Consider the following 19,245-nt stretch of genomic DNA (forward strand, 5'->3'; position numbering starts at 1 on the left):
GCATGGTGGCCATCCCTCCGGGGGCGACCGTGCGCGAGGACAGATCCTCAGGTCGACTCGTCCTCGCATGAGCGAGAGCGCCAACTCGCGTGGATCCACCTTGCGGCGCTCGCCTACAAACCATAGGCGAGCGCCGTTTGCCCAGCGGGGGAGGCCGGCCTCTTCGGCAACCTTTGGGGTTGGCACTCCATAGCCAAACCTCTCGCCTGAACGCCCGAGCTTCTCACCACGGCCTGGCCGACGCCCTTGGGCCTCGGAAAAATGGGTAAGGTCGAAGGGTACACCCGATACCCTCACCCCGTCCCTCTCCCGGAGGGCGAGGGGATATGCCCGCGGTGTCAGCGCGGGAGCTCAGGTTTTCGGGCAATGAGCGCCCGAGTCGATCCACGCCTGAATCAACTCGCCAAAGGCCCGCTGCGTACCGGGGACGGGTTGCAGGCCCGGCCCGGGGTTCCATCCCCAGCCCACGAGCACATCCTCGGCCATGTGATGGTGGAGCTCCTCGAGGCTCTTGCCTCCGTTGCGCTTGGCGTCCTTGAGCTGCTCGCAGATCTCCCCCAGCGACCGGCCCACCCACGCCATCTCGACGGGCGCCAGGGCCCACTTCGGGTTGCCCGGGATGCTCTGGACGGTTCCACCCACCACGGGCGTGTTGCTCTCGCGATGGCACCCCGAGCAGGGCAGGCCCGGCGTTCCATGGCCACTGGGGCCGCCAGACACATGGGGGAGGTGGAGCCGCTGCTCCATTCCCTGCCGGGGGATGTCGTCCGGGGGATGGCAGTTGGTGCAACGCGGATGGGTGATGACCCGGCCCGCCTCGACGAAGAGCGCGATGGAGCGGGCTTGCGCGTCGGTGATGCCGGAGAACGCCGACACGGGCTGGAGCGAATCACGCGCCCCGGCGTCCATCGAGGCGCGAGCGGTGGGCTCCACGGGGACGGGCCGTGCGGTTCCCTTGCAACGACAGCCGGCCAGCGCCACGGCGGCACTCCACATCAGGATGGCGGAGAGGCTTCGCATGTGGCGCGAGCGTAGCCTCCCGCCTGCCGCCGTGAAGACTTCAGCGCTTGAAGGTATCCACCGCCTGACGGCCCACGGCGGGGTCGTCGGTGAAGAACCCGTCGATGCCCGTCTCGAGGTACTTCTGGATCTCCGTGACGGAGCCGGAGGTGCTGCGGGCGGTGTCGTCCCCCTGCGCCTTGAGCGGCGCGGGCAGGAAGGCATTCTCCGGCCGGAAGGTGTACGGGAACACGACCAGTCCGGCGGCGTGGGCGTTGCGCACCAGGTCCGTCGGCTTCTCGAAGTTGCCCACGCTGTCCACATTCATGATGGTCAGCTTGTAGGGCCCGACACCCTGGGCGTACTTCGCGATCTCCTTCATGCCCGCCTCGGTCATCAGATCGTTGTAGGTGCGCGAGTCACCGGCGGCGACGAAGTCATAGGGCTTCTTGTCGCGGGCCTCCATCAGCTGCACCAGCTTCCAGTTCGGCTGCGAGCCGCCGAGCTTCTGGCGCAGGGCCTTGAGGTTGGCTACCTCGAAGGACTGGATGTAGACGGTGGCCTTGCTCTTGGAGAACTCGTTGGCGCGGAGGGTCTCGACGAGCTTGTCCTCGAGGGGCAGCCCGATGGACTGGAAGTACGTCGGGTGCTTGGTCTCGGGGTAGAGGTGGATGGTGCGGCCGGTGCTGGCCGACAGCTCCTGGGCCAGGGAGATGACCTCGGCGAGCGTGGGGACTTCGTACTGGTCGTTGAACGTCTTGTTGGCCGGGCGGGCCTGGGGGATGCGCTCGCGGGCGCGCAGCTCCTTGAGCTCGGCGAGCGTGAAGTCCTCGGTGAACCAGCCGGTGAACTCCACGCCGTCGATCGTCTTCCGGGTCTTGCGGTCGGCGAACTTCGCGATGTCCGCCACGTTGGTGGTGCCGGAGATCTCGTTCTCGTGACGGGCCACGAGCACGCCGTCCTTCGTGGACACCAGGTCGGGCTCGATGATGTCCGCGCCGTCCTCGACGGCCTTGCGGTAGGCCTCCAGGGTGTGCTCCGGCCGCAGCGCGCTGGCGCCACGGTGGCCCACCACGAGCACCCTGTCCACGATCGGGGCGGAGAGGTCGGCACAGCCGGTCATCGAGAAGGCGCACGCAGCCGCGAGGGTGGACGCGCGAAGGGAGGAGAAGCGGGGCAGGTAACGACGAAGGGAGTGCGAGAGCAGGGGAGGTCTCCGGGGTCGTGACGCGTACGTCGTGAGGGCCCAGGCAGGTATCACCCGGAAATGGCGGGTGGGTGAACAGCGTGGAACTACAGCGTCAAACTGATCAATCCATGCGAACGGCCGCTGGTAGGGTTCGCGCACCATGAACCTCCGAACCCTCACTCCGCTGCTCGTGTCGCTGCTGACGGGCGCTCCCGTGGCGCTCGCCCAGTCGGCCCAGCCCGCTGCGCAGCCCACACAGAAGCCCGCCTCGCCCTCCACGGTGCAGGGCGCCACCCCGCTGCCCGGCCAGCCCAACCTGTTCGCCAGCGGCGTGCCCGAGATTCCTTCCGAGCTGCGCAAGCGCGTCCTGCAGTACCTCGAGACGCGCTCGGCGAACCTGCTGGACGTGAGCCGTGACGGCAAGCAGGTGCTCGTCTCCACCCGCTTCGCGGACACCAACCAGCTCCACGTGGTGGAGCAGCCCATGGGCGCCCGCTTCCAGCTCACTCGTGGAGCCCGAGCTGGTGCGCTACAAGGCCAAGGACGGCGTGGAGGTGCCCGCGTTCCTCTACCTGCCGCGCGAGCGCAAGGGCAAGGTGCCCGTCGTCGTCGTCTTCCACGGCGGCCCCGAGGCCCAGAGCCGGCCCTGGCTGAGCACCTTCACCCAGTACCTCGCGGTGGAGATGGGCATGGCGGTGTTGACGCCCAACGTGCGGGGCTCGGATGGGTACGGCAAGTCGTTCCGCGCCATGGATGACGGGGTGAAGCGCGAGCAGAGCCTCGCGGACATCGGCGCCACGCTGGACTACATCGCCTCGCGTGCGGAGCTGGATGCCTCGCGCGTGGGCGTGTATGGCGGCTCCTACGGGGGCTACATGGTGCTGGCCAGCGCCGCCTTCTACCCCGAGCGCTTCCGGGCCGCGGTGGACGTGGTGGGCATCTCCTCGCTGCCCACCTTCCTGCGGAACACCCAGGCCTACCGTCAGGAGCTGCGCCGCGTCGAGTACGGTGACGAGCGCGACCCCGAGGTGCTCAAGGTGCAGGAGCGCATCTCCCCGCTCAACGCGGTGGACCGCATCAAGGCCGCGCTCTTCGTGCAGCAGGGCGCCAACGATCCGCGCGTGCCCCAGTCCGAGGCGGAGCAGATCGTCAAGGCGGTGCGCGCCCGGGGCTCGGACGTCTGGTACATGCTCGCGCTCGACGAGGGCCACGGCTTCGGCAAGAAGGCCAACCGCGACACCATCACCATGGCCACCTTCCTCTTCCTGGAGAAGCACCTGGGGACGCCCTCGGGCGGCTCGGGCAGGTAGGCGAGCGGGGGAGCGCACACGCCCATGACGGAGTCCGTATAGACTGCTCCGTCATGGTGAGTCCTGAGGATCTCGGCGCTCGGACCGGGGAGTTGATCAAGGCCGGCCGCTTCTTCTTCGAGCGCGGCTGGGTACCGGCCACCGCGGGCAACTTCTCGGCGCGGCTGGACGAGCGCCACCTCGTCATCACCGCCTCGGGCCGTCACAAGGGCGAGCTGGACGCGGACGGTTTCCTGGTGGTGGGGCTGGAGGGCGAGGTGCTCTCTCCGGGCCGCAAGCCCTCGGCGGAGACGGAGTTGCACCTGCGGTTGTACCGGCGCGAGCCCTCGTTGGGCTCGGTGCTGCACACGCACTCGCGCACCGCCACGCTGCTGTCGAGATTGAGCCCCGGGGGCGTGGTGCTCGAGGGGTATGAGGTGCTCAAGGCGCTGTCCGGCGTGGAGACGCACGCGACGCGCCTGGAGGTGCCCGTGTTCCCCAATGACCAGGACATCCCCCGGCTGGCGGCTCGCGTGGAGGAATACATGCGGGAGCGCCCGGGTCTGCATGGTTACCTCATCGAGGGCCATGGCCTGTACACGTGGGGACGCACGGTGGCGGATGCGCGGCGGCACGTGGAGGCGTTCGAGTTCCTGTTCGAGTGTGAGCTGGAGATGAGGAGACTGAAGCGATGAGCGAGCTGAAGGTGTTCGACGAGGGCGATGCGTCGGGGGCGCGGGTGCACACCCGGGACTTCGAGGCCATCCGCCGCGAGCTGGGCGCGGTGGGCATCCGCTTCGAGCGCTGGGAAGCGCGCCAGCCGTTGAAGCCGGGGGCGAGCCAGGCGGAGATTCTCGAGGCCTACCAGGACCCGGTGGAGCGGCTGAAGCAGGAGCGGGGCTTCAAGACGGCGGACGTGCTGAGCATGGTGCCGGACCACCCGGACAAGGTGGCGCTGCGCAACAAGTTCCTCCACGAGCACACGCACAGCGAGGACGAGGTGCGCTTCTTCGTGGAGGGCCAGGGCCTCTTCACCATCCACAAGGCGGGCCGCGTCTACAACGTGCTGTGCGAGAAGGGGGACCTGATTGGCGTGCCGGATGGGACGCCGCACTGGTTCGACATGGGGCCGCAACCGCGCTTCACCGCCATCCGCCTCTTCACGAATACCGAGGGCTGGGTGGCCCACCCCACGGGCAGCGACATCGCCTCGCGCTTCCCCCGGTTCGAGTAGCGGCATGGTCCAGGCCATCGTCACCGACATCGAGGGCACCACCTCCAGCCTGTCCTTCGTGAAGGAGGTGCTCTTCCCCTACGCGGCGCGCGAGCTGCCCGGTTTCGTGCGCGCGCACGGTCAGCGGCCCGAGGTGCGCCAGTTGTTGGACGAGGCCCGCCAGGTGGCCGGTGAGGCACTGGATGACGGGCAATTGGTGGCCACGCTGCTGCGGTGGATGGAGGAGGACCGGAAGATCGGGCCGCTCAAGGGCCTGCAGGGATTGATGTGGGAAGCGGGCTACCGTCAGGGCGACTTCCAGGGCCATGTCTACGAGGACGTGCCCCGCCGGCTGCGTGAGTGGAAGGAGCGGGGGCTTCGTCTGTATGTCTATTCCTCGGGCTCGGTGCATGCGCAGACGCTGCTTTTCAGCCACACGCGCTTCGGTGATTTGACGCCGCTCTTCAGCGGCTACTTCGACACGGGCGTGGGTGGGAAGAAGGAGACGGCCTCCTACGCGGCCATCGTCCGGGAGCTGGGGTTGCCCGCGGCACAGGTGCTCTTCCTGTCGGACGTGAGGGTGGAGCTGGACGCGGCCGCCGCGGCGGGCCTGCGCACCGTATGTCTGGTCCGGGGCGAGGGCCCCGAGGTGGACCCCGGACCGCATCCCGTGGCCCGGAGCTTCGACGACGTGCACCCGTAGGGAATGGCAGCTGCTCGAGAGCCAGAAGGCTCAGACGGCGGGTTCGATTCCCGCCGCCTCCACTTTTTTACGCCGGGCTTACGGGTGGTTGGCAGCTTCCTCCATCCTTGTTGCACGTATGTCGCACGCGGGCGCAAAGGGCCGGTCGAGAACTCCGATCGCCGCTCGGCGCGTGTCCGGGCTCAGGTGGGCATCGCGCATCGTCATGCCGATGATGGCATGCCCCATCAGCTCCTGGATGACCTTGGGCGTGACGCCCCGCATCGCGAGGTGGCTGCCGTAGGTGTGGCGCAGGTCGTGCCAGCCGCTCCGCCCCTCGCGTTCGCTGTCCCTTGGTTGACTCGGCCGCACAGCCTCCCTGTAATCCGGCGTGGGGCGCCTCGCGAGCGGAGCCCATGCCAGGAGGTGCTGGGTGCCAAGAGGGGTGGCTCTGCTGACATGCGTGTTGTTTGTGGGGTGTAGCAGCGTTCCGCGGAGCGTTCTCCCTGCCAATGGACAGACAAGGTACTGCGTCTACGTGCCGAGCAGCGACCTGGCGCAGGCAGAACAGGGTAGAGCATCTGCCGCCGTGCCTGCGCCAGGGGTGGGTTCGCCGACGGCTCCACTTCTCCCTTCCCGACCACCGCTGCGAGGGCTTCCTGGCGGAGGCGCAGGAGATGGGGTGCCTCGCGGCATGCTCCGCCCGGTGCCGCAAGGCGGCACGACTGCGGCAGGAGCAGGCACTGGCGCTGCGGCAGGAGAAGCCCTGGTCACGGGTGGCGCGGTGGTTGCGGCTGCGGGCAGTGTTCTGCTGCTTTGCCTCACCGTCAAAGCGGGTGTGGCCGGAGAGCAGACACCGATCGACATCGCGGACACGTTCTACGGCACACACTTCGGAGATATTTCTGGATGGATTCAAGGCCGGTATCCCCCAAAGGGCACTGCGCCTCCGGCCACCATCGAGGTGGAGATCCTCATTCGCCAACCGCCTGACGGCACAGTGGAAGTGACGACAAGCGCGCCCTTGGCCCAATCTGAATCGGTGTCCCCTCCCCGCGCTCCTCCCAGTGGATGGCCAGATGCGGAATCCGGCAGAGAAAGTAAAAAGCAACGCGGGCGTCTCTATGTGACCTACAGAAAGCTCAACAAGAGAACCAGGCTCTACTATTCGGGGCGCACCAGCATGGTCGTTGATCTTGGCCTGCCTCTTGACCTCCAGGCACAGTTGGCCCTTCGGTACCGAGACAGGAATCATCATGTTGATGAGAACGAAGACCCGGAGGATGCTTCATTTGCTCAAGCACAACTTGATGTGTTCGATATTGGAACCGCCATCGACTACAATCTGCGGTATGATGATCCAGCGTATTGGCGGATTCGCGGAAGAGAGCAGCAGTTGATGGATTTCCATGGAGGCGCCCAGTCCGACACGGGCAAGCCCCATCGAACCGAGAACGTCGTGCGCGCCGTGGCAAAAGACAACCCGCGGGGCAGACGGTTTCACGATGCTGCCACGATTCGCTGGGGCGAGCTTCACCGTTACACAGGATACTAGGACATGCTGCCAAAGCATAAACCAGGTTCATTCTGGAGAATTCCCCTCCCAGACGGCTCCTTCGGCTATGGGAGGGCTCTCGAATTGCATTTCGATGCCTTCTATAATTACAGGACCACCAGTCCAGACTCGGACCTGGACAGGATCGCATCCAAGCCCGTTCTTTTCAGGATTATGGTCAAGTATCCCTACCCGAAGTCATGGGAACTCATTGGGAGGAGAGAGCTCGAGGCGCGCCTGACGCAACCCATTGTCCAATTCAGAATGGAAGTGGGCCCACTCCGGCGCTGTTGGATTTTCGATACGCTCGGCAATTCGAGAGAGGCGTCCCCCCAGGAGTGTATTGGGCTCGAGCCAGCGGCTGTTTGGGAATCCCACGGCGTCGAGGAACGTCTGCTCGATGCCTTCATGGGGCGGCCCAACGACAGCTTGGTGCACATTTGGAAGGAGTTGGAATAGCTGGGCTTGCCTCTCCTACGAACTGAAGGAGTGTCCCCATGGAACTCGAGCTGCTGCTGGCCCACGCCGACGACCACCTCCCCGTGCTGGAGTCCGGCCTGCCCGATGACTCGCTGGGACAGGCTCCCGCGTCGGCGCAGCGCTCGCGGACGCCCACGCATCTGTGGGACCCGGGAGGAGACCCCAATGACCTGGCCGCCCAGCGCTGGGCCGTGATTGCTCCCGAGGGTCCTGCTGGAGACAGGCTTCTCGCGCTCGTCGCGCCGTTGCGCCAGTGGCGTGAGCAACAGCAGGGGGCTCCCGCGCGGTGCTTCCGAGTGGCTCCGGGCCTGGGCGGCCCCGACGCCGTGCGCTGGAAGAACACCGTGCTGCGCGACGAGTCCCTCCCCGAGCGCGAGTGGCCCCGCTACCTGCTCATCCTGGGAGACCTGGAGCAGGTGTCGCTGGAGTTCCAGCAGGGCCTGGGCAGCGATGTCTTCGTGGGCCGGCTCTCCTTCCGCGACGAGCGGGGCCTGTCCGCCTATGTCGACAAGGTGCTGCGCTGGGAGCGCGCGCCGTCCGCGGAGTCCCGGGCGCGCTCGCTCTTCTTCACCGCGCATGACGGCACCGCCGCCACCCGGGTGGGCTATCAGCAGCTCGTTCTCCCGAGCCTCCAGGCGTGCCGCGCCCGCCAGCAGCGGGGAGAGCTCAACGCGGACATCCAGGAGGTGGGGAACACCGAGGACTGGTCCGCCCAGCATCTGCTGGACCAGGTGGCCATGCCCCGTCCGGGCGTGCTGCTGTCGGTGAGTCACGGACTGGGCGCGCCGCGCAAGGGCTGGTCCTCGGCGAGCGAGCAGCAGGCCCTCCAGGGCGCCATGAGCCTGGGGCCCGGCGAGCATCTGCGCGCCGAGGACGTGGCCTCGCGGCCCTTCCTTCCGGGCGGATTCTGGGTGTACCTGGCGTGCTTCGGCGGCGGTACGCCCCGGGCGAGTCCGTACTTCCATTGGCTGCGACGCCTCCAGGACGCGGGAGCGCGGATGGGAAATCCCGAGGCCGTGCTCGCTTCCTTGCCCAAGGCCGGTGAGCCGCCGTTCATCGCCGCGCTGCCGCAGGCCGCGTTGGCCAACCCGGAGGGGCCACTGGCGCTCATCGCCCATGTGGATCTGGCGTGGAGCTATGGCTTCTCGGACGTGGACACCCAGACGCGCGGCCGTGCCTCGCGCTTCCTGGGCCTGCTGCGTGAGTGGGTGGAGGGACGCCGCGCTGGCGTGGGCCTGTCCGCGCTGCTGCGCTTCGCCTCCGAGGCCAACCTGGAGCTTACGTTGCTCGAGGACGGGGCGGAGTCGGACAGGGCCGCCGGGAGAGCCACCGCGCAGGACGGCGTGCGGCGCGGTCACCTGTGGATGATGCGTCAGGATGTGTCGGGCTACGTGCTGCTGGGAGACCCGGCCGTGCGTCTGCCATTGGCGCGGGCCGCGTCCCGTGCGGTTACGCCCTCCATGTCCAACGCCGCGGCCCTGCTGGGCATGCCCGTGGGACTTCCCGCGGCTGCTTCCTCCAGGCCCGGTGTGCAGGGCATGGAAGAGGCGGTGGTGGCGCTGATGACGGGAGCGGAGTCACCCAAGGCCATTGCCGCCAGGGCTGGGGTATCACTCGCCGAACTGCGCCACTGGGAGCGCACCTTCCGCGAGGCGGGACGCGCCGCGCTGGCCGCGCTCAGTGGCTCCAAGGGCCAGGGCTGAGCCCTTTGTGCTGATAACGCGTCCATTTCCCCTCGCCCTGTCCATTTCCCCTCGCCCTGTCCATATCCCCTCGCCCTCCGGGAGAGGGACGGGGTGAGGGTGCCACGCATCCCGGGTTGAACCCCTTGTCCACATTTCGGGCCACGGGTTGGAGATCGGACCCGGATACCCTCACCCTGACCCTCTCCCGAGGGGAGAGGGGATATGCGATCACTTTCTTGAATGGGATTCGTGGCGCGAAGGGGCGTTCACTGTGCGCGCTCCAGTGTGAAGCCGAGCCCGGTGTTGCCGAGGTTCGCGCTGCCCTCGTAGGGCACATGGCCCTCCTTCTCCACGCGGAAGCGTACTTCCGCCTCGTGCTCGGCGCGCAGTTCGAGGTGGAAGCTCCCCTGGGCGTCGGTTCGCGTCTCCACGGAAGCGCCGGGCTGGGATTGCAGGAGCGTCACCCGCGCGTCGGCGACGGGCTGCCCGTCCTCGTCGTACACCTGTCCGCCGAGGGGCTGTGACCTGGGCAGTGCACTCACGACCCCGATGGCGAGTCCCACGGCCGCCGTGGCACCGAGCCCCATCAACACCGTGCGGCGCCACGGCCGTGCGGCGGGCCGGGGCGGCTCGGTGGGGGAGACGAGCTGGAGCGAGGCCCACTCCAGACCACCGGCCCGCATCAGCGCGCGCCGGGCCTCCAGCAGCGCGGGGCGCACGGAGCCCGGGCCCTTCCAGGCACCATAGAAGGACTCGGCCAGGCGCACCGAGCCCTCCACCGACAAGGGCAGACGCGAGGCCACCACGGCCTCCAGGCCCACGCGGTGCAGCCCCTGCGCCACGCTGCCGAGCGCGTTGCCGGGCGTGCCCGCATGGCCTCCGTAGCAGGCGCACAGCACCACCAGCCGCAGCGAGCCCGTGTAGGGTGCCAGCACGCGCCGCAGCGCCGCGGTGTCCACCACCTCTGGCTCACCCCCCGCGTCGTCCCACACCAGCCCGGAGGTTCCGCCGGCCAGCTGCGTTCCGTGGCACAGCAGGTGGAGCGCGGTGATGGGACGGCCCGCAGCGGTGGCCTCGCGCAGGGTCCGCTCCAATGAGGCCAATGACAGCCGCGCCACCACGTCCTTCTCCGGCTCGAAGCCATATCGGTTGCCACTGGCCGCGCCCGCCAGGGCCTCGCGGTGCTCCTTCCAGGGCACGTCCCCCCCGGCGGCGGACCAGCCAAGCAGCACGCGCCCCGGGCCCGGAGGCCGCGAGGGCAGGGGCGCGGGGTGCACGCCCGGCCACTCGTACTGCACCAGGCACCCGGAGATCTCACCCAGGTGCTGCCCGGTGGTGCGCAGCGTCACCAGCTCCCACGGGAGGCTGTACAGCTCGGCCGCGCCGAAGCGGAAGGTGACGTACACCGGGCGTCCCGCCTCCACCGCCTGGAGCAGCGCCTGTTCGTGGTGCGCCCAGCCCTCGTGCGTGCTCAATCCCTGCTCGAGGAACGTGCGCAGCTGCTCGCCCAGCCGCTGCATGGCCGCGGAGTCCGGCCGGGGGCGCAGCAACTGCGCCATCGCGCCCAGCACCTGCTCGTCCCAGGGGAACTCCGCGCTACCGAAGCCCTTCGCGCTGCGGAAGACGTAATCCTGGCGCATGCAGCGGAAGGCGTGCGGATCTCCCGCTCCCTCGGCCCGGGCGATCTCGATGGTCAGCGTGTACGGCGTTGGCTCTTCGGGTTTCATGCTCACTCGGTGCGGACCGCCTGGCCGCGTTGTTTCTGGAGTTGCCGCGTCTTCTCCAGCTCCTGCCGGGCCCACTCATGTTCCTCGGGCTGCTCGCGCGTGTAAACCTCGAGGGCCCGCAGCCAGGCCTCCTCCGAGGCCGACCCAGGTCCAACGCGGACAGGTAGACCTCCACATCTCCCTGGATGGGATTGCCCTGGGCGTCGAGCAGTGAGCCCGGGGGAACGGAGAGCTGCACGCCTCCCACGTCCAGGTCGGTCCCCTCGCTGGCATCGAAGGTCCTGGGCTCTCCCAGCGGCAGGAGCGTGAGGCGTGTGCCCGCCTTGATGTCCTGCCCCATGTCGAAGGCCAGCACGGTGGAGGAGAAGCCCTCGGCCTGCACCAGCAACGCCTGGCGCCCCACGGGCAGTCACCAGGCCGACCACACCATCAGCAAGGCCACCCACCGGGGCGCGTGGCAACGCCCGGCCCGGCCCGGGCCGTCAATCAGAGACATGTGCATGGGAAGGGACTGCTCCTGACGCAACTCTTGGGACCACGAAACAAGCGGGCCTCACACGAGCCCGCCCATCACGACAAGGTTCTACCGCGTCCGCCCATGGGGGGAGGGCGGCCGTCCTGGCTGGCGTACGTTGGTAGGCCCGTCCCGCGCTCCGGCTTCCCTCATTCGCGAGGAGGAAGCTGGTAAAGTCATCCCGTGTCCAACCCCGCCCAGAACACCCCGCCCGCTTCCGCCGAGGACAACCCGGCGGACCCGAAGCAGCTCTACCGGTACGACTACACGAAGCTCGCGCCGCTCGCGATGATCGCCACGCTTCCGAAGGCGGAGAAGCCGGACATCCGGTGGATCATGCAGTGCGTGCAGCTCTCGCTCCAGGCCGTGCGCAACCGCCTGCACTGGGATGACTCACTCTCGTATTCCGACGACGACACGGCGGTGGTGGACCTCAACCACGTGGGCCTCGGTACCGTGAATCTCGACGCGATGCCGTTGCACCGGGTGGCGCCGCACGAGACCTCCGAGCTGGCTCCGGCCCAGCTCGAGCGCATGACGCCGGAGCAGCTCGAGGTGGCGCTCCCCCAGGAAGAAGAGGGGCCGCTGACCTTCAGTGGAGATGAGCACGAGCCGGGGCTGCTCTCCCTGCTCAAGACGGTCGCGGTCGTCTCGCGGGACTTCCTCCAGAAGGGCATCACCAACCCGCTCGGCATCCTCGATGCCATGCTCAAGAAGACGGACGCGAAGCGCTCCGGGCGTCCCACGTCCCTGGATGACTACGCCCGCCTGTTCACCACGCTCGAGCGGCCCTGGTTCGCCGACAAGTTCGAGTCCGACGAGGTCTTCGCCTACCTGCGGGTGGCGGGCTTCAACCCGATGGTGCTCAAGCGCGTGGCCACTCCCGGGGAGAAGTTCCCCGTCACCGACGAGCAGTTGCACGTCGTCCTGCGCGACACGGGAGACAATCTGGCGCAGGCGGGCGCCGAGGGCCGGCTCTTCCTGTGTGACTACGCGGCCCTGGCGGGCGTGAAGAATGGCAACTTCCCCCTGGGCCCCAAGTATTGCTTCGCCCCGCTCGCCCTGTTCGCGCTTCCCCGGAGCGGCTCGGGACCGCGGCGGCTCCATCCGGTGGCCATCCAATGCGGGCAGGAGCCGCGTGCCTATCCCATCTTCACCCCCGCGGACGGCGAGGCCTGGAAGAAGGCGAAGCTCGTGGTCACCGTGGCCGACTTCAACCACCACGAACTCGTCTCCCACCTGGGGCTCACGCACCTGCTGATCGGCCCGATCGCGATTGCCACGCACCGGTGCATTCCGGAGGCGCACCCGGTGAGCCTGCTGCTGCGGCCGCACTTCGAGGGCACGCTCAGCATCAACGACATGGCGCAGGCCACGCTGGTGGCGCCCGGGCACGAGGTGGACAAGTCGCTCGGCGGCACCATCGGGGCCAGCCGCGAGGTCGCCAGGGACGGACTGAACTCCCGGCCGTTCAACTCGCTCTTCCTGCCCGAGGACCTCAAGGCCCGCGGCGTGAACGACCCCGCGCTCGAGTACCCCTACCGGGATGACGCGCTGGAGCTCTGGCACGCCATCGAGGCGTGGGTGACCACCTACGTCAAGCTGTACTACCGCTCGGACGAGGAGGTGCGGGCGGACAGGGCCCTCCAGGAGTGGGCGGCGGAGATCGTCTCGCAGGACGGTGCGCGCATCCCCGGCTTCGGCGACGCGGGGGACGGGCGCATCCAGAGCCTCGCGTACCTGTGCCGGGCGCTCACGTTGCTCGTCTTCACCGCGAGCGCGCAGCACGCGGCCGTCAACGCGCCGCAAGCGGGGCTGATGAACTACGCGCCCGCCACGCCGCCCGCGGCGTACCGCGCGGCCCCGCTCTCCCTGAGCGACTCCGACAACAACGACTATCTCGACTACTTCCCGCCGCTCGAGATGGCCTCGCTGCAGATGGAGTTCCTGCACCTGCTGGGCGGTGTGGTCCACACGCGGCTCGGCCGCTACGAGCGGGACTGGTTCAAGGACGCGAAGGTGCGCGAGCCGCTCGCGCGCTTCCAGTCGAAGCTCGAGGAGCTCGAGGCGTTGATCACCGAGCGCAACCGGACCCGCTTCGGGCCCTATCCCTTCCTGCTGCCGAGCCGGGTGCCCCAGAGCATCAACATCTGAGCCGGCGCGTGGCGGACGGGGTTCGAGCATCATGTCCGGGGCTCCCTGGGCGCGGTCTCACTCGGGGATGCCGAGGGCGGCGCGGCCCGCCTTGCAGTAGATGGCGGCGAGGCGCTCGAGCTCGCGCCGATCGATGCCGTACCCGGTGGCGAGCTCCTTGAGGCTCCGCTCACCGGTCATGACATGGCCGATGGCCTCCTCGAGCTTGTCCGCCGGGATGGGGAGCGGCGCGGCGGCCATGGGCGTGGGCGTCATGGCCACGGAGGGTGGAGGAGGCGCCGGAGGCCGGGCCTGCTTGGGGCTCCGCCACTCGATGGGGAGGCGGACGGCGGGGTCGCCGAGCAGCACATAGCCGGCGAGATCCTGCCGCATCATCCACAGATAGCCCCGGCGGATCAGCTCCTCGCGGGTGGGGGTGGCGCGTGTGCGGACCTCCTCGTCCTGGATGCTGGCGAGCTCGGTGTCGGTGAGCGCGAGGTAGCGGTACAGCTCGCGGAAGCCGATGCCGACGCGGTTCGACTTCAGCAGCGTCTTGAGCGTGTTGATGAAGCGGCCGGGGCGCTTCTTCGCGGGGGAGTCGTCCTCGCGGAAGCTGAAGGTCCACGCGAGGTCCACATGGCCGATGAAGGCCAGGGGACCGTTGGGGTTGGCGAGCACCTTCTGCGGCGTGGCGGCGATGAAGGGCCTGCCCGAGAGCGTCTTCATCACGTCGGGCAGGCGGGAGTAGCGCCCGGTCTCGGCGAGCTTCTCGAGCCAGTGGCCGTACGCGCTCGTGTCCGGCGTGCCCGCGCCGAAGCAGGCGAACATGAACCAGAGGCCGTTGGGCATGAAGGTGCGCGAGGCCAGCTCGGCCGCGGGGAGCTGTCCCTGGCGGCCGAAGCTCATCGCTCCCTGGCCCGCGAGCCGCTCCCGTTCCGACGTCCAGCCGCCCTTGGGGGCGCCGATGCCGTGGCTCATGCTGAACAGGACGCCCGGGGCGGTGTTCGCGGTGCTCGCCAGGAATTGATCCAGGCCCGGGTCCAGCTCCCGGCCGTGGATGTCGCAGCCGCTGGCGGGGAAGAGCCCCGCGTCCATCTCCCCGCGCACCAGCTCGAGGCCGGGGGTGATGAGCGACTTGAAGCCCGCGTCGAGCGCGCCCGAGCCGTCATGCGCGGTGTGCAGGAGCAGCCGGCCGGGCGCCGTGCGGGGCAGCTTCTCCGCGCGCAGGAGCTTCTCGACGTAGGCCTCGTACCCCTGCTCGTCCGAGAAATGCAGGCGGCCCACGTAGCCGTCCGAGGCCTGCATCTGCTGGATGGCGAGCGGCACCTGCTCGAGATCGCCGAGGATGAGCTGGTAGCGCGGCAGGTCCGTGTTCGTGTTCTCGCCCGAGTCGTAGTGGGCCTTGCGCCACTGCGCGGCCTCGGCCATGGACATGGGCCGGGAGGGGACGCGGTACTCCTGGATGGGGTGCCCGCCCTGCTGCTCCCGCCGGAGGGCGAGCAGCGGTTGGATGAGCGCGCGCAGGCGGTCCCCCTGGGCGCCCTCCGGGAGGATGAGACTCCAGCGCTGGGCCTCGAGGTCGTTCGGGTCTCCGCCCTCGTCCCAGAAGCGGAGGGGCTCATGCTCGCCGGTGTCCGGGCGCTCCCGTTCTCCGGAGGCCGAGTCCTCCGGCAGCCCTTCGCCCAGGACGGGGGTGTTCGTGTCCGCGTGAGCCAACAACAATTCGAGGTCGCCGCTGTGATGGGGCATCGCCGTCTCTTATCCCAGACACGGCCCAGCGCCGCCTGGCTTTCAGGGATGGACTTCCCGCCGGCCCGCGGGCCGGCTCCTCCACGGGAAGGTGAAGGCGAACGCCACGCCGGCCAGTCCCACCAGGATGTAGACGAGCTGGCTGAGGTGGCTCGCCTCCGTGGGTCGCACGTCGCCTCCGAGCACGGCCGCCACCAGGTTCCACTGGAAGAGGCCGATGAGCCCCCAGGTGATGGCGCCCAGGATGACCAGCACCGCGAGCATCTTGGTGAAGGTGCTCACGCCCGACTGCGTTCTCATGTCCATGGCTCGTCCTTTCCAGAATCGGTCCGCCATGGATGGAGAGGCCTCGACGGCGATGTCTCGCCGAGGCGGAACCTTCCGGAGGCCCGGCTGCCCGGCCGCCCCTGGCTTCAGGCGGAGCCGGGGGGCAACTCCACGCGGAAGGTGGAGCCCACGCCCAGTTGGCTGCTCACACTGATGTGGCCGCCCATGGTCTCGATGATCCGCCGGGAGATCCACAGCCCCAGGCCGAAGCCGCCGTAGTGGCGCTCGGAGACGGCGCGCTCGAAGCGGCCGAAGACGCGCTCCAGGTGCTCGGGGGCGATGCCAATGCCCGTGTCGCTCACGGCCAGCCGGGCGAGGCCGTCCCTGGCCTCCACGGAGAGGCCGATGGGGTTGCCCTGCCCGTACTTCACCGCGTTGGCGAGGAGGTTGGTCACCACCTGCTCCAGCCGGAGCCGGTCCCAGTTGCCGGGCACCGGGGCCGGGGCCTCCAGCGTGAGGCGCGAGCCGGTGCGCGCCAGCTCCGGCTCGAAGCGCTCGGCCACCTCGCGCACCAGGACGGAGAGATCCAACGATTCCGGCCGCAGGACGAGCCGGCCCGCTCCCAACCGGGACACGTCCAACAGGTCGTTCACCAGGTGCAGCTGCCGCTTCACCTGCCGGTCCGCCACCTCGAGGCCCCGGCGCAGCCGCTCCGGGCCGAGGCCCTCGGGGTTGCGCGAGAGCTGCCTCAGCAGCTCCTGCACGTGCAGCTGGATGGCGGTGATGGGCGTGCGCAGCTCGTGGCTGGCGATGGAGAGGAACTCCTCGCGCAGGCGGATGGCGTCGCGGGCCTCGCGGTAGAGGCGGGCGTTGTCGATGGCCAGGGCGGCGAGGCGCGCCAGCTCCCGTGCGAGCGCCAGGTGCTGGGCGTCATAGCTGTGCCGCGCGGAGACGAAGGACAGCGCCCCGATGGGCTGGCCGCGCACCAGCAGGGGCACGCACAGGTAGGAGCGCGCCGCCCGCTCGCACGGCAGCAGGACGTCCTCGCCAGGCGCGGGGGCATGGCCGCGGTCCGCGCACAGCTCCGGCTGTCCCGAGGTGATGACGCGCGAGACGGCGGACCCTCCCGGCGCGAGGGGCCCCAGCTTCCGGGGCAGCTCCCGCTGCTCTCCGTCACGGGCCGTGGCCACGCAGCTCACCGTGCCGCCCTCTCCGAGCAGGTACACGTAGCAGCCGTCCGCGTAGGTGGGAACGGCCAGGTGCGCCACGCGCTCCAGTGTCACCTCGTATTCCAGCGAGCTGGCCAGCACGGTGCAGGCCTCGGCGAGGAAGCGCAGGGCCTCCTCGGCGCGTTTGCGCTCGGTCATGTCCGCGATGACGGTGAGGCACAGCGTCTGGCCTCCGGCCGCGTGCAGCGCGGTGGACCACAGGGTCACCTCGATGGTGATGCCATCGCGGCGCGTGCGGCGCGTCTCCTGGCCGAGGATGGACTCACCCCGGGCGATGCGCGCGAGGTTGTCGTGCAGCTCCGCGCGCTTGTCCTCGGGCACCACGGGGGTGAAGCGGCCGAGCACCTCCTCGGTCTTCCATCCGAAGATGCGTTCGGCGGCGGGGTTCCACAGGCGCACGGTGCCATCCAGCTCCAGCAGGGTGATGGCGGCGGGCGAGGACTGGATGATGGCCTGCAGGGTGTGGTGGGCGTCGTGCAGCGCCTCGCGGGCACTGCGCTCCTGGGCCTGGAGCCGGGCACGCTCGAGGGCCTGGGCGGCGTAGTGGGCCAGCAGCGTGAGGAAGACGCGCTCGTCGTCGTCGAAGCGGTGCACCCCGGGGAAGCCCAGGGCGAGCACGCCCAGGCCCTGCCCATCCACCCGCAGGGGCAGGCAGGCCATGGCGAGCGGGAGCGCGGAGGGCGCCGCCGCGCGCACCCGCTGCTCCAGGAGGGGGTAGCGGCGGACGAGCTCCTCGTGGGACTCGAGCAACACCAGCTGGCCTTGCTGGAGGGCATCGTCCAGGGGCGTGCCGTGTCCGAGCGGAAGGGCGGCCAACGCCCCGGTCACGTCCGGTGGAAGCCCCACGCTGCGCAGCAGCCGGGCATGGGCGCTGGACTCGTCCACCAGCCACAGGGCCGCCACCTGGGCGCCCACGGCCGCCACCCCCTGGTCGATGACCACCTCCGCCACGCGGGGAGGGGTGAACACCTGGGAGAGGGCGGCGTTGAGCGTCTGCAGGCGGGCGGTGCGCGAGGCCACGCGCTCGGCGCGGGTGCGGGCCTGCTGCGCGGCCTCGTAGAGGCAGGCACGCTCCAGGGCCTGGGCGCTCTGCCGGGCCAGGTCCAGCATGAGGCCGCGCTCGTCGGCGTCGAACGTCCGGGACGAGTCGAAGCCGAAGGAGACGGCTCCCAGGGGGCGGCCGCGGGCCCGCAGCGGCAGGGCGGCCGCGGCCCGGTTCAGCTCTGGCCCCATGACGAGGCACTCCGGGAAGGTGGCGCCGAGCGCCTCGCGTGACTCCAGCCACACCGGCTCGCCCGTGCGGTACGCGGCGGCCACGGGCAGGGGGGCGCTGACGTGGAAGCGGCCCGCGTACGCGAGCACCTCCGGGGCGAGACCCCGGTGGCTCACCACCTCCAACTGCTCGGGCTCATCCGCCCGCGGGAGGACGGCGGCGGCCCGGTCCGCGCCGATGGTGGAGACCATCTCCTCGACGATGATGCGCACCACCTCGGCGGGGGTGACGGCCTCGCTGAGGGCGGCGGTGACGCGCTGCATCCGCTCCAGCCGCGCGGCGGCCACCTCCGCCGTGTGCCGGGCCCGGCGCTCGGCCTCGTGGGCATGGGCCAGCTCCAGGGCCAGCCCCGCCCGGTCCGCCAGCTCCTGGAGCAGCAGCCGCTCGGCGCCGTCGAAGGGGGGCTCTTCCGGCTCGCGGTAGACGGCGAGCGTGCCCAGCGGACGCTGGCGTCCGCGCAGCGGCAGCAGCAGCAGGTGGGCGGAGAGGACCCGGGGCAGGGAGTCCTGCTGCTCGGGTGGTATCCGCCCCTGGAGCTCGGCCAGCTCCGCGGGCGTACAGAGGAGGGCGCGGCCGGAGCGCAGCACCCCCACGTGGGGAGGCTCGTCGGCGCGCCGGGGGGCGAGCACGACGCGCTCCATCAGCTCGGGGGACCACGCGCTCGTGTAGGCCGAGGCCGCCGACTCCAGCCAGCGGCCGTCCGCGGACAGCAGGCGGACATGGCAGGAGGTGCACAGCCGGGGCATCACCAGCTGGCACAGGCGCTCGAGGACGGCGGGGGGCTCCAGGCCGGCGTCGGCGAGTTGTCGCGACGCGTCGACGAGCAGGGCCAGACGCTCGGCGTCCGGCGCTCCCACCTGTGTGCGCGCCTCTCTGGCTCCAGCTCCCACCGGGGTCTCCGACAATCGCCTGAGCTGGCGCATGTGAGCACGAAACCCCGGGCCCGGGAGAATCCATGAGGTTGGCCAACCCACGGGAGAGCGGGCAAACGATGGATTCCCGACGAATGAGGTGTCCCCCTGGGGTCGTTGGTCCTCCACACGAGCGGAGGCGGTGCTCGGCGTGTGCGTGGAAACGCTGACTGGGAGTGTTGATTCGGACGGAGAAGTCGTGGAAGTCTTGAGTTTGTCGGGCCCGAGGGGTGTCAAAGGGCTGTTCCCGGCCTGGGGTTGGGCTAGAGGAGGCGCCTTATGAGTGCACCGTCCCGTTCCACCCCCGCCGTTCCGGCAGCCGCGGAGCCCAGCAAACGCATCGCCGTGTT

General features: G+C 69.6%; 15 protein-coding genes and 1 pseudogene. 9 read left to right on the forward strand and 7 right to left on the reverse strand.

The genetic code is table 11. The features are described 5' to 3' along the window. Positions 1 to 351: 351 nt before the first annotated feature. Together Q664_RS16435 and Q664_RS16440 are read right to left on the reverse strand one after the other, a co-directional pair. Positions 352 to 1,020, reverse strand: coding sequence for a hypothetical protein (locus Q664_RS16435; protein WP_043395705.1), 669 nt, complete (start codon positions 1,018 to 1,020; stop codon positions 352 to 354). A 40-nt stretch (positions 1,021 to 1,060) separates the two neighbouring features. Next, positions 1,061 to 2,089, reverse strand: coding sequence for a glycerophosphodiester phosphodiesterase (locus tag Q664_RS16440; protein WP_235216724.1), 1,029 nt, complete (start codon positions 2,087 to 2,089; stop codon positions 1,061 to 1,063). A gap of 608 nt (positions 2,090 to 2,697) precedes the next feature. Here Q664_RS16440 and Q664_RS16445 point away from each other — a divergent pair. Genes Q664_RS16445 through mtnC form a run of 4 tightly spaced genes read left to right on the forward strand, consistent with a single transcriptional unit; the run spans position 2,698 to position 5,393 of the window. Continuing rightward, complete coding sequence (locus Q664_RS16445) at positions 2,698 to 3,498, forward strand: alpha/beta hydrolase family protein (protein ID WP_052518225.1); 801 nt, start codon at positions 2,698 to 2,700, stop codon at positions 3,496 to 3,498. 53 nt (positions 3,499 to 3,551) lie between these two features. Beyond that, entirely contained in the window at positions 3,552 to 4,172 is a 621-nt protein-coding gene (locus Q664_RS16450) for a methylthioribulose 1-phosphate dehydratase (RefSeq protein WP_043395711.1), read from the forward strand. Then, positions 4,169 to 4,711: a 1,2-dihydroxy-3-keto-5-methylthiopentene dioxygenase gene (locus tag Q664_RS16455; RefSeq protein ID WP_043395714.1), complete on the forward strand. Its 543-nt coding sequence runs from the start codon at positions 4,169 to 4,171 to the stop codon at positions 4,709 to 4,711. The genes Q664_RS16450 and Q664_RS16455 overlap by 4 nt, the downstream gene beginning before the upstream one ends. Before the next feature lie 4 nt (positions 4,712 to 4,715). Further along, positions 4,716 to 5,393: an acireductone synthase gene (mtnC, locus tag Q664_RS16460; RefSeq protein WP_043395717.1), complete on the forward strand. Its 678-nt coding sequence runs from the start codon at positions 4,716 to 4,718 to the stop codon at positions 5,391 to 5,393. A gap of 78 nt (positions 5,394 to 5,471) precedes the next feature. On the opposite strand, the pseudogene Q664_RS16465 reads toward mtnC, so the two are convergent. Next, positions 5,472 to 5,720: pseudogene (locus Q664_RS16465) on the reverse strand (tyrosine-type recombinase/integrase); the annotation flags it as partial. Between the two features lie 334 nt (positions 5,721 to 6,054). Here Q664_RS16465 and Q664_RS57765 point away from each other — a divergent pair. Genes Q664_RS57765 through Q664_RS16475 form a run of 3 tightly spaced genes read left to right on the forward strand, consistent with a single transcriptional unit; the run spans position 6,055 to position 9,110 of the window. Next, positions 6,055 to 6,927, forward strand: a complete 873-nt coding sequence (locus tag Q664_RS57765; RefSeq protein WP_152622133.1) for a hypothetical protein — start codon at positions 6,055 to 6,057, stop codon at positions 6,925 to 6,927. Between the two features lie 3 nt (positions 6,928 to 6,930). Further along, positions 6,931 to 7,386 carry an immunity 26/phosphotriesterase HocA family protein gene (locus tag Q664_RS16470; protein ID WP_043395720.1) on the forward strand — a complete coding sequence of 152 codons (456 nt, stop codon included), beginning with the start codon at positions 6,931 to 6,933 and terminating at the stop codon, positions 7,384 to 7,386. A 38-nt stretch (positions 7,387 to 7,424) separates the two neighbouring features. Further along, the gene (locus Q664_RS16475) at positions 7,425 to 9,110 is read left to right on the forward strand and encodes a C25 family cysteine peptidase (RefSeq protein ID WP_052518227.1); all 1,686 of its coding nucleotides are present in this window, start codon (positions 7,425 to 7,427) and stop codon (positions 9,108 to 9,110) included. A gap of 248 nt (positions 9,111 to 9,358) precedes the next feature. On the opposite strand, the gene Q664_RS16480 is transcribed toward Q664_RS16475, so the two are convergent. Then, a complete protein-coding gene (locus Q664_RS16480) occupies positions 9,359 to 10,819 on the reverse strand; it encodes a CHAT domain-containing protein (RefSeq protein ID WP_043395722.1) in 1,461 nt (486 codons plus the stop codon). 338 nt (positions 10,820 to 11,157) lie between these two features. Here Q664_RS16480 and Q664_RS16485 point away from each other — a divergent pair, with 338 nt between their 5' ends. Both Q664_RS16485 and Q664_RS16490 read left to right on the forward strand, forming a co-directional pair. Continuing rightward, a complete protein-coding gene (locus Q664_RS16485) occupies positions 11,158 to 11,340 on the forward strand; it encodes a hypothetical protein (RefSeq protein ID WP_043395725.1) in 183 nt (60 codons plus the stop codon). A 176-nt stretch (positions 11,341 to 11,516) separates the two neighbouring features. After that, entirely contained in the window at positions 11,517 to 13,487 is a 1,971-nt protein-coding gene (locus Q664_RS16490) for a lipoxygenase family protein (RefSeq protein WP_043395727.1), read from the forward strand. 57 nt (positions 13,488 to 13,544) lie between these two features. Here Q664_RS16490 and Q664_RS16495 read toward each other — a convergent pair whose 3' ends face one another. The 3 genes from Q664_RS16495 to Q664_RS56365 form a co-directional block, all read right to left on the reverse strand. Continuing rightward, positions 13,545 to 15,215, reverse strand: coding sequence for a hypothetical protein (locus tag Q664_RS16495; protein ID WP_052518228.1), 1,671 nt, complete (start codon positions 15,213 to 15,215; stop codon positions 13,545 to 13,547). A 42-nt stretch (positions 15,216 to 15,257) separates the two neighbouring features. Continuing rightward, positions 15,258 to 15,515, reverse strand: coding sequence for a DUF378 domain-containing protein (locus tag Q664_RS16500; RefSeq protein ID WP_043395737.1), 258 nt, complete (start codon positions 15,513 to 15,515; stop codon positions 15,258 to 15,260). 113 nt (positions 15,516 to 15,628) lie between these two features. After that, entirely contained in the window at positions 15,629 to 18,907 is a 3,279-nt protein-coding gene (locus Q664_RS56365; RefSeq protein ID WP_084609962.1) for a sensor histidine kinase, read from the reverse strand. Positions 18,908 to 19,245 lie beyond the last annotated feature (338 nt).

It is taken from the genome of Archangium violaceum Cb vi76, from assembly GCF_000733295.1.
GTDB classification, from domain to species: domain Bacteria; phylum Myxococcota; class Myxococcia; order Myxococcales; family Myxococcaceae; genus Archangium; species Archangium violaceum.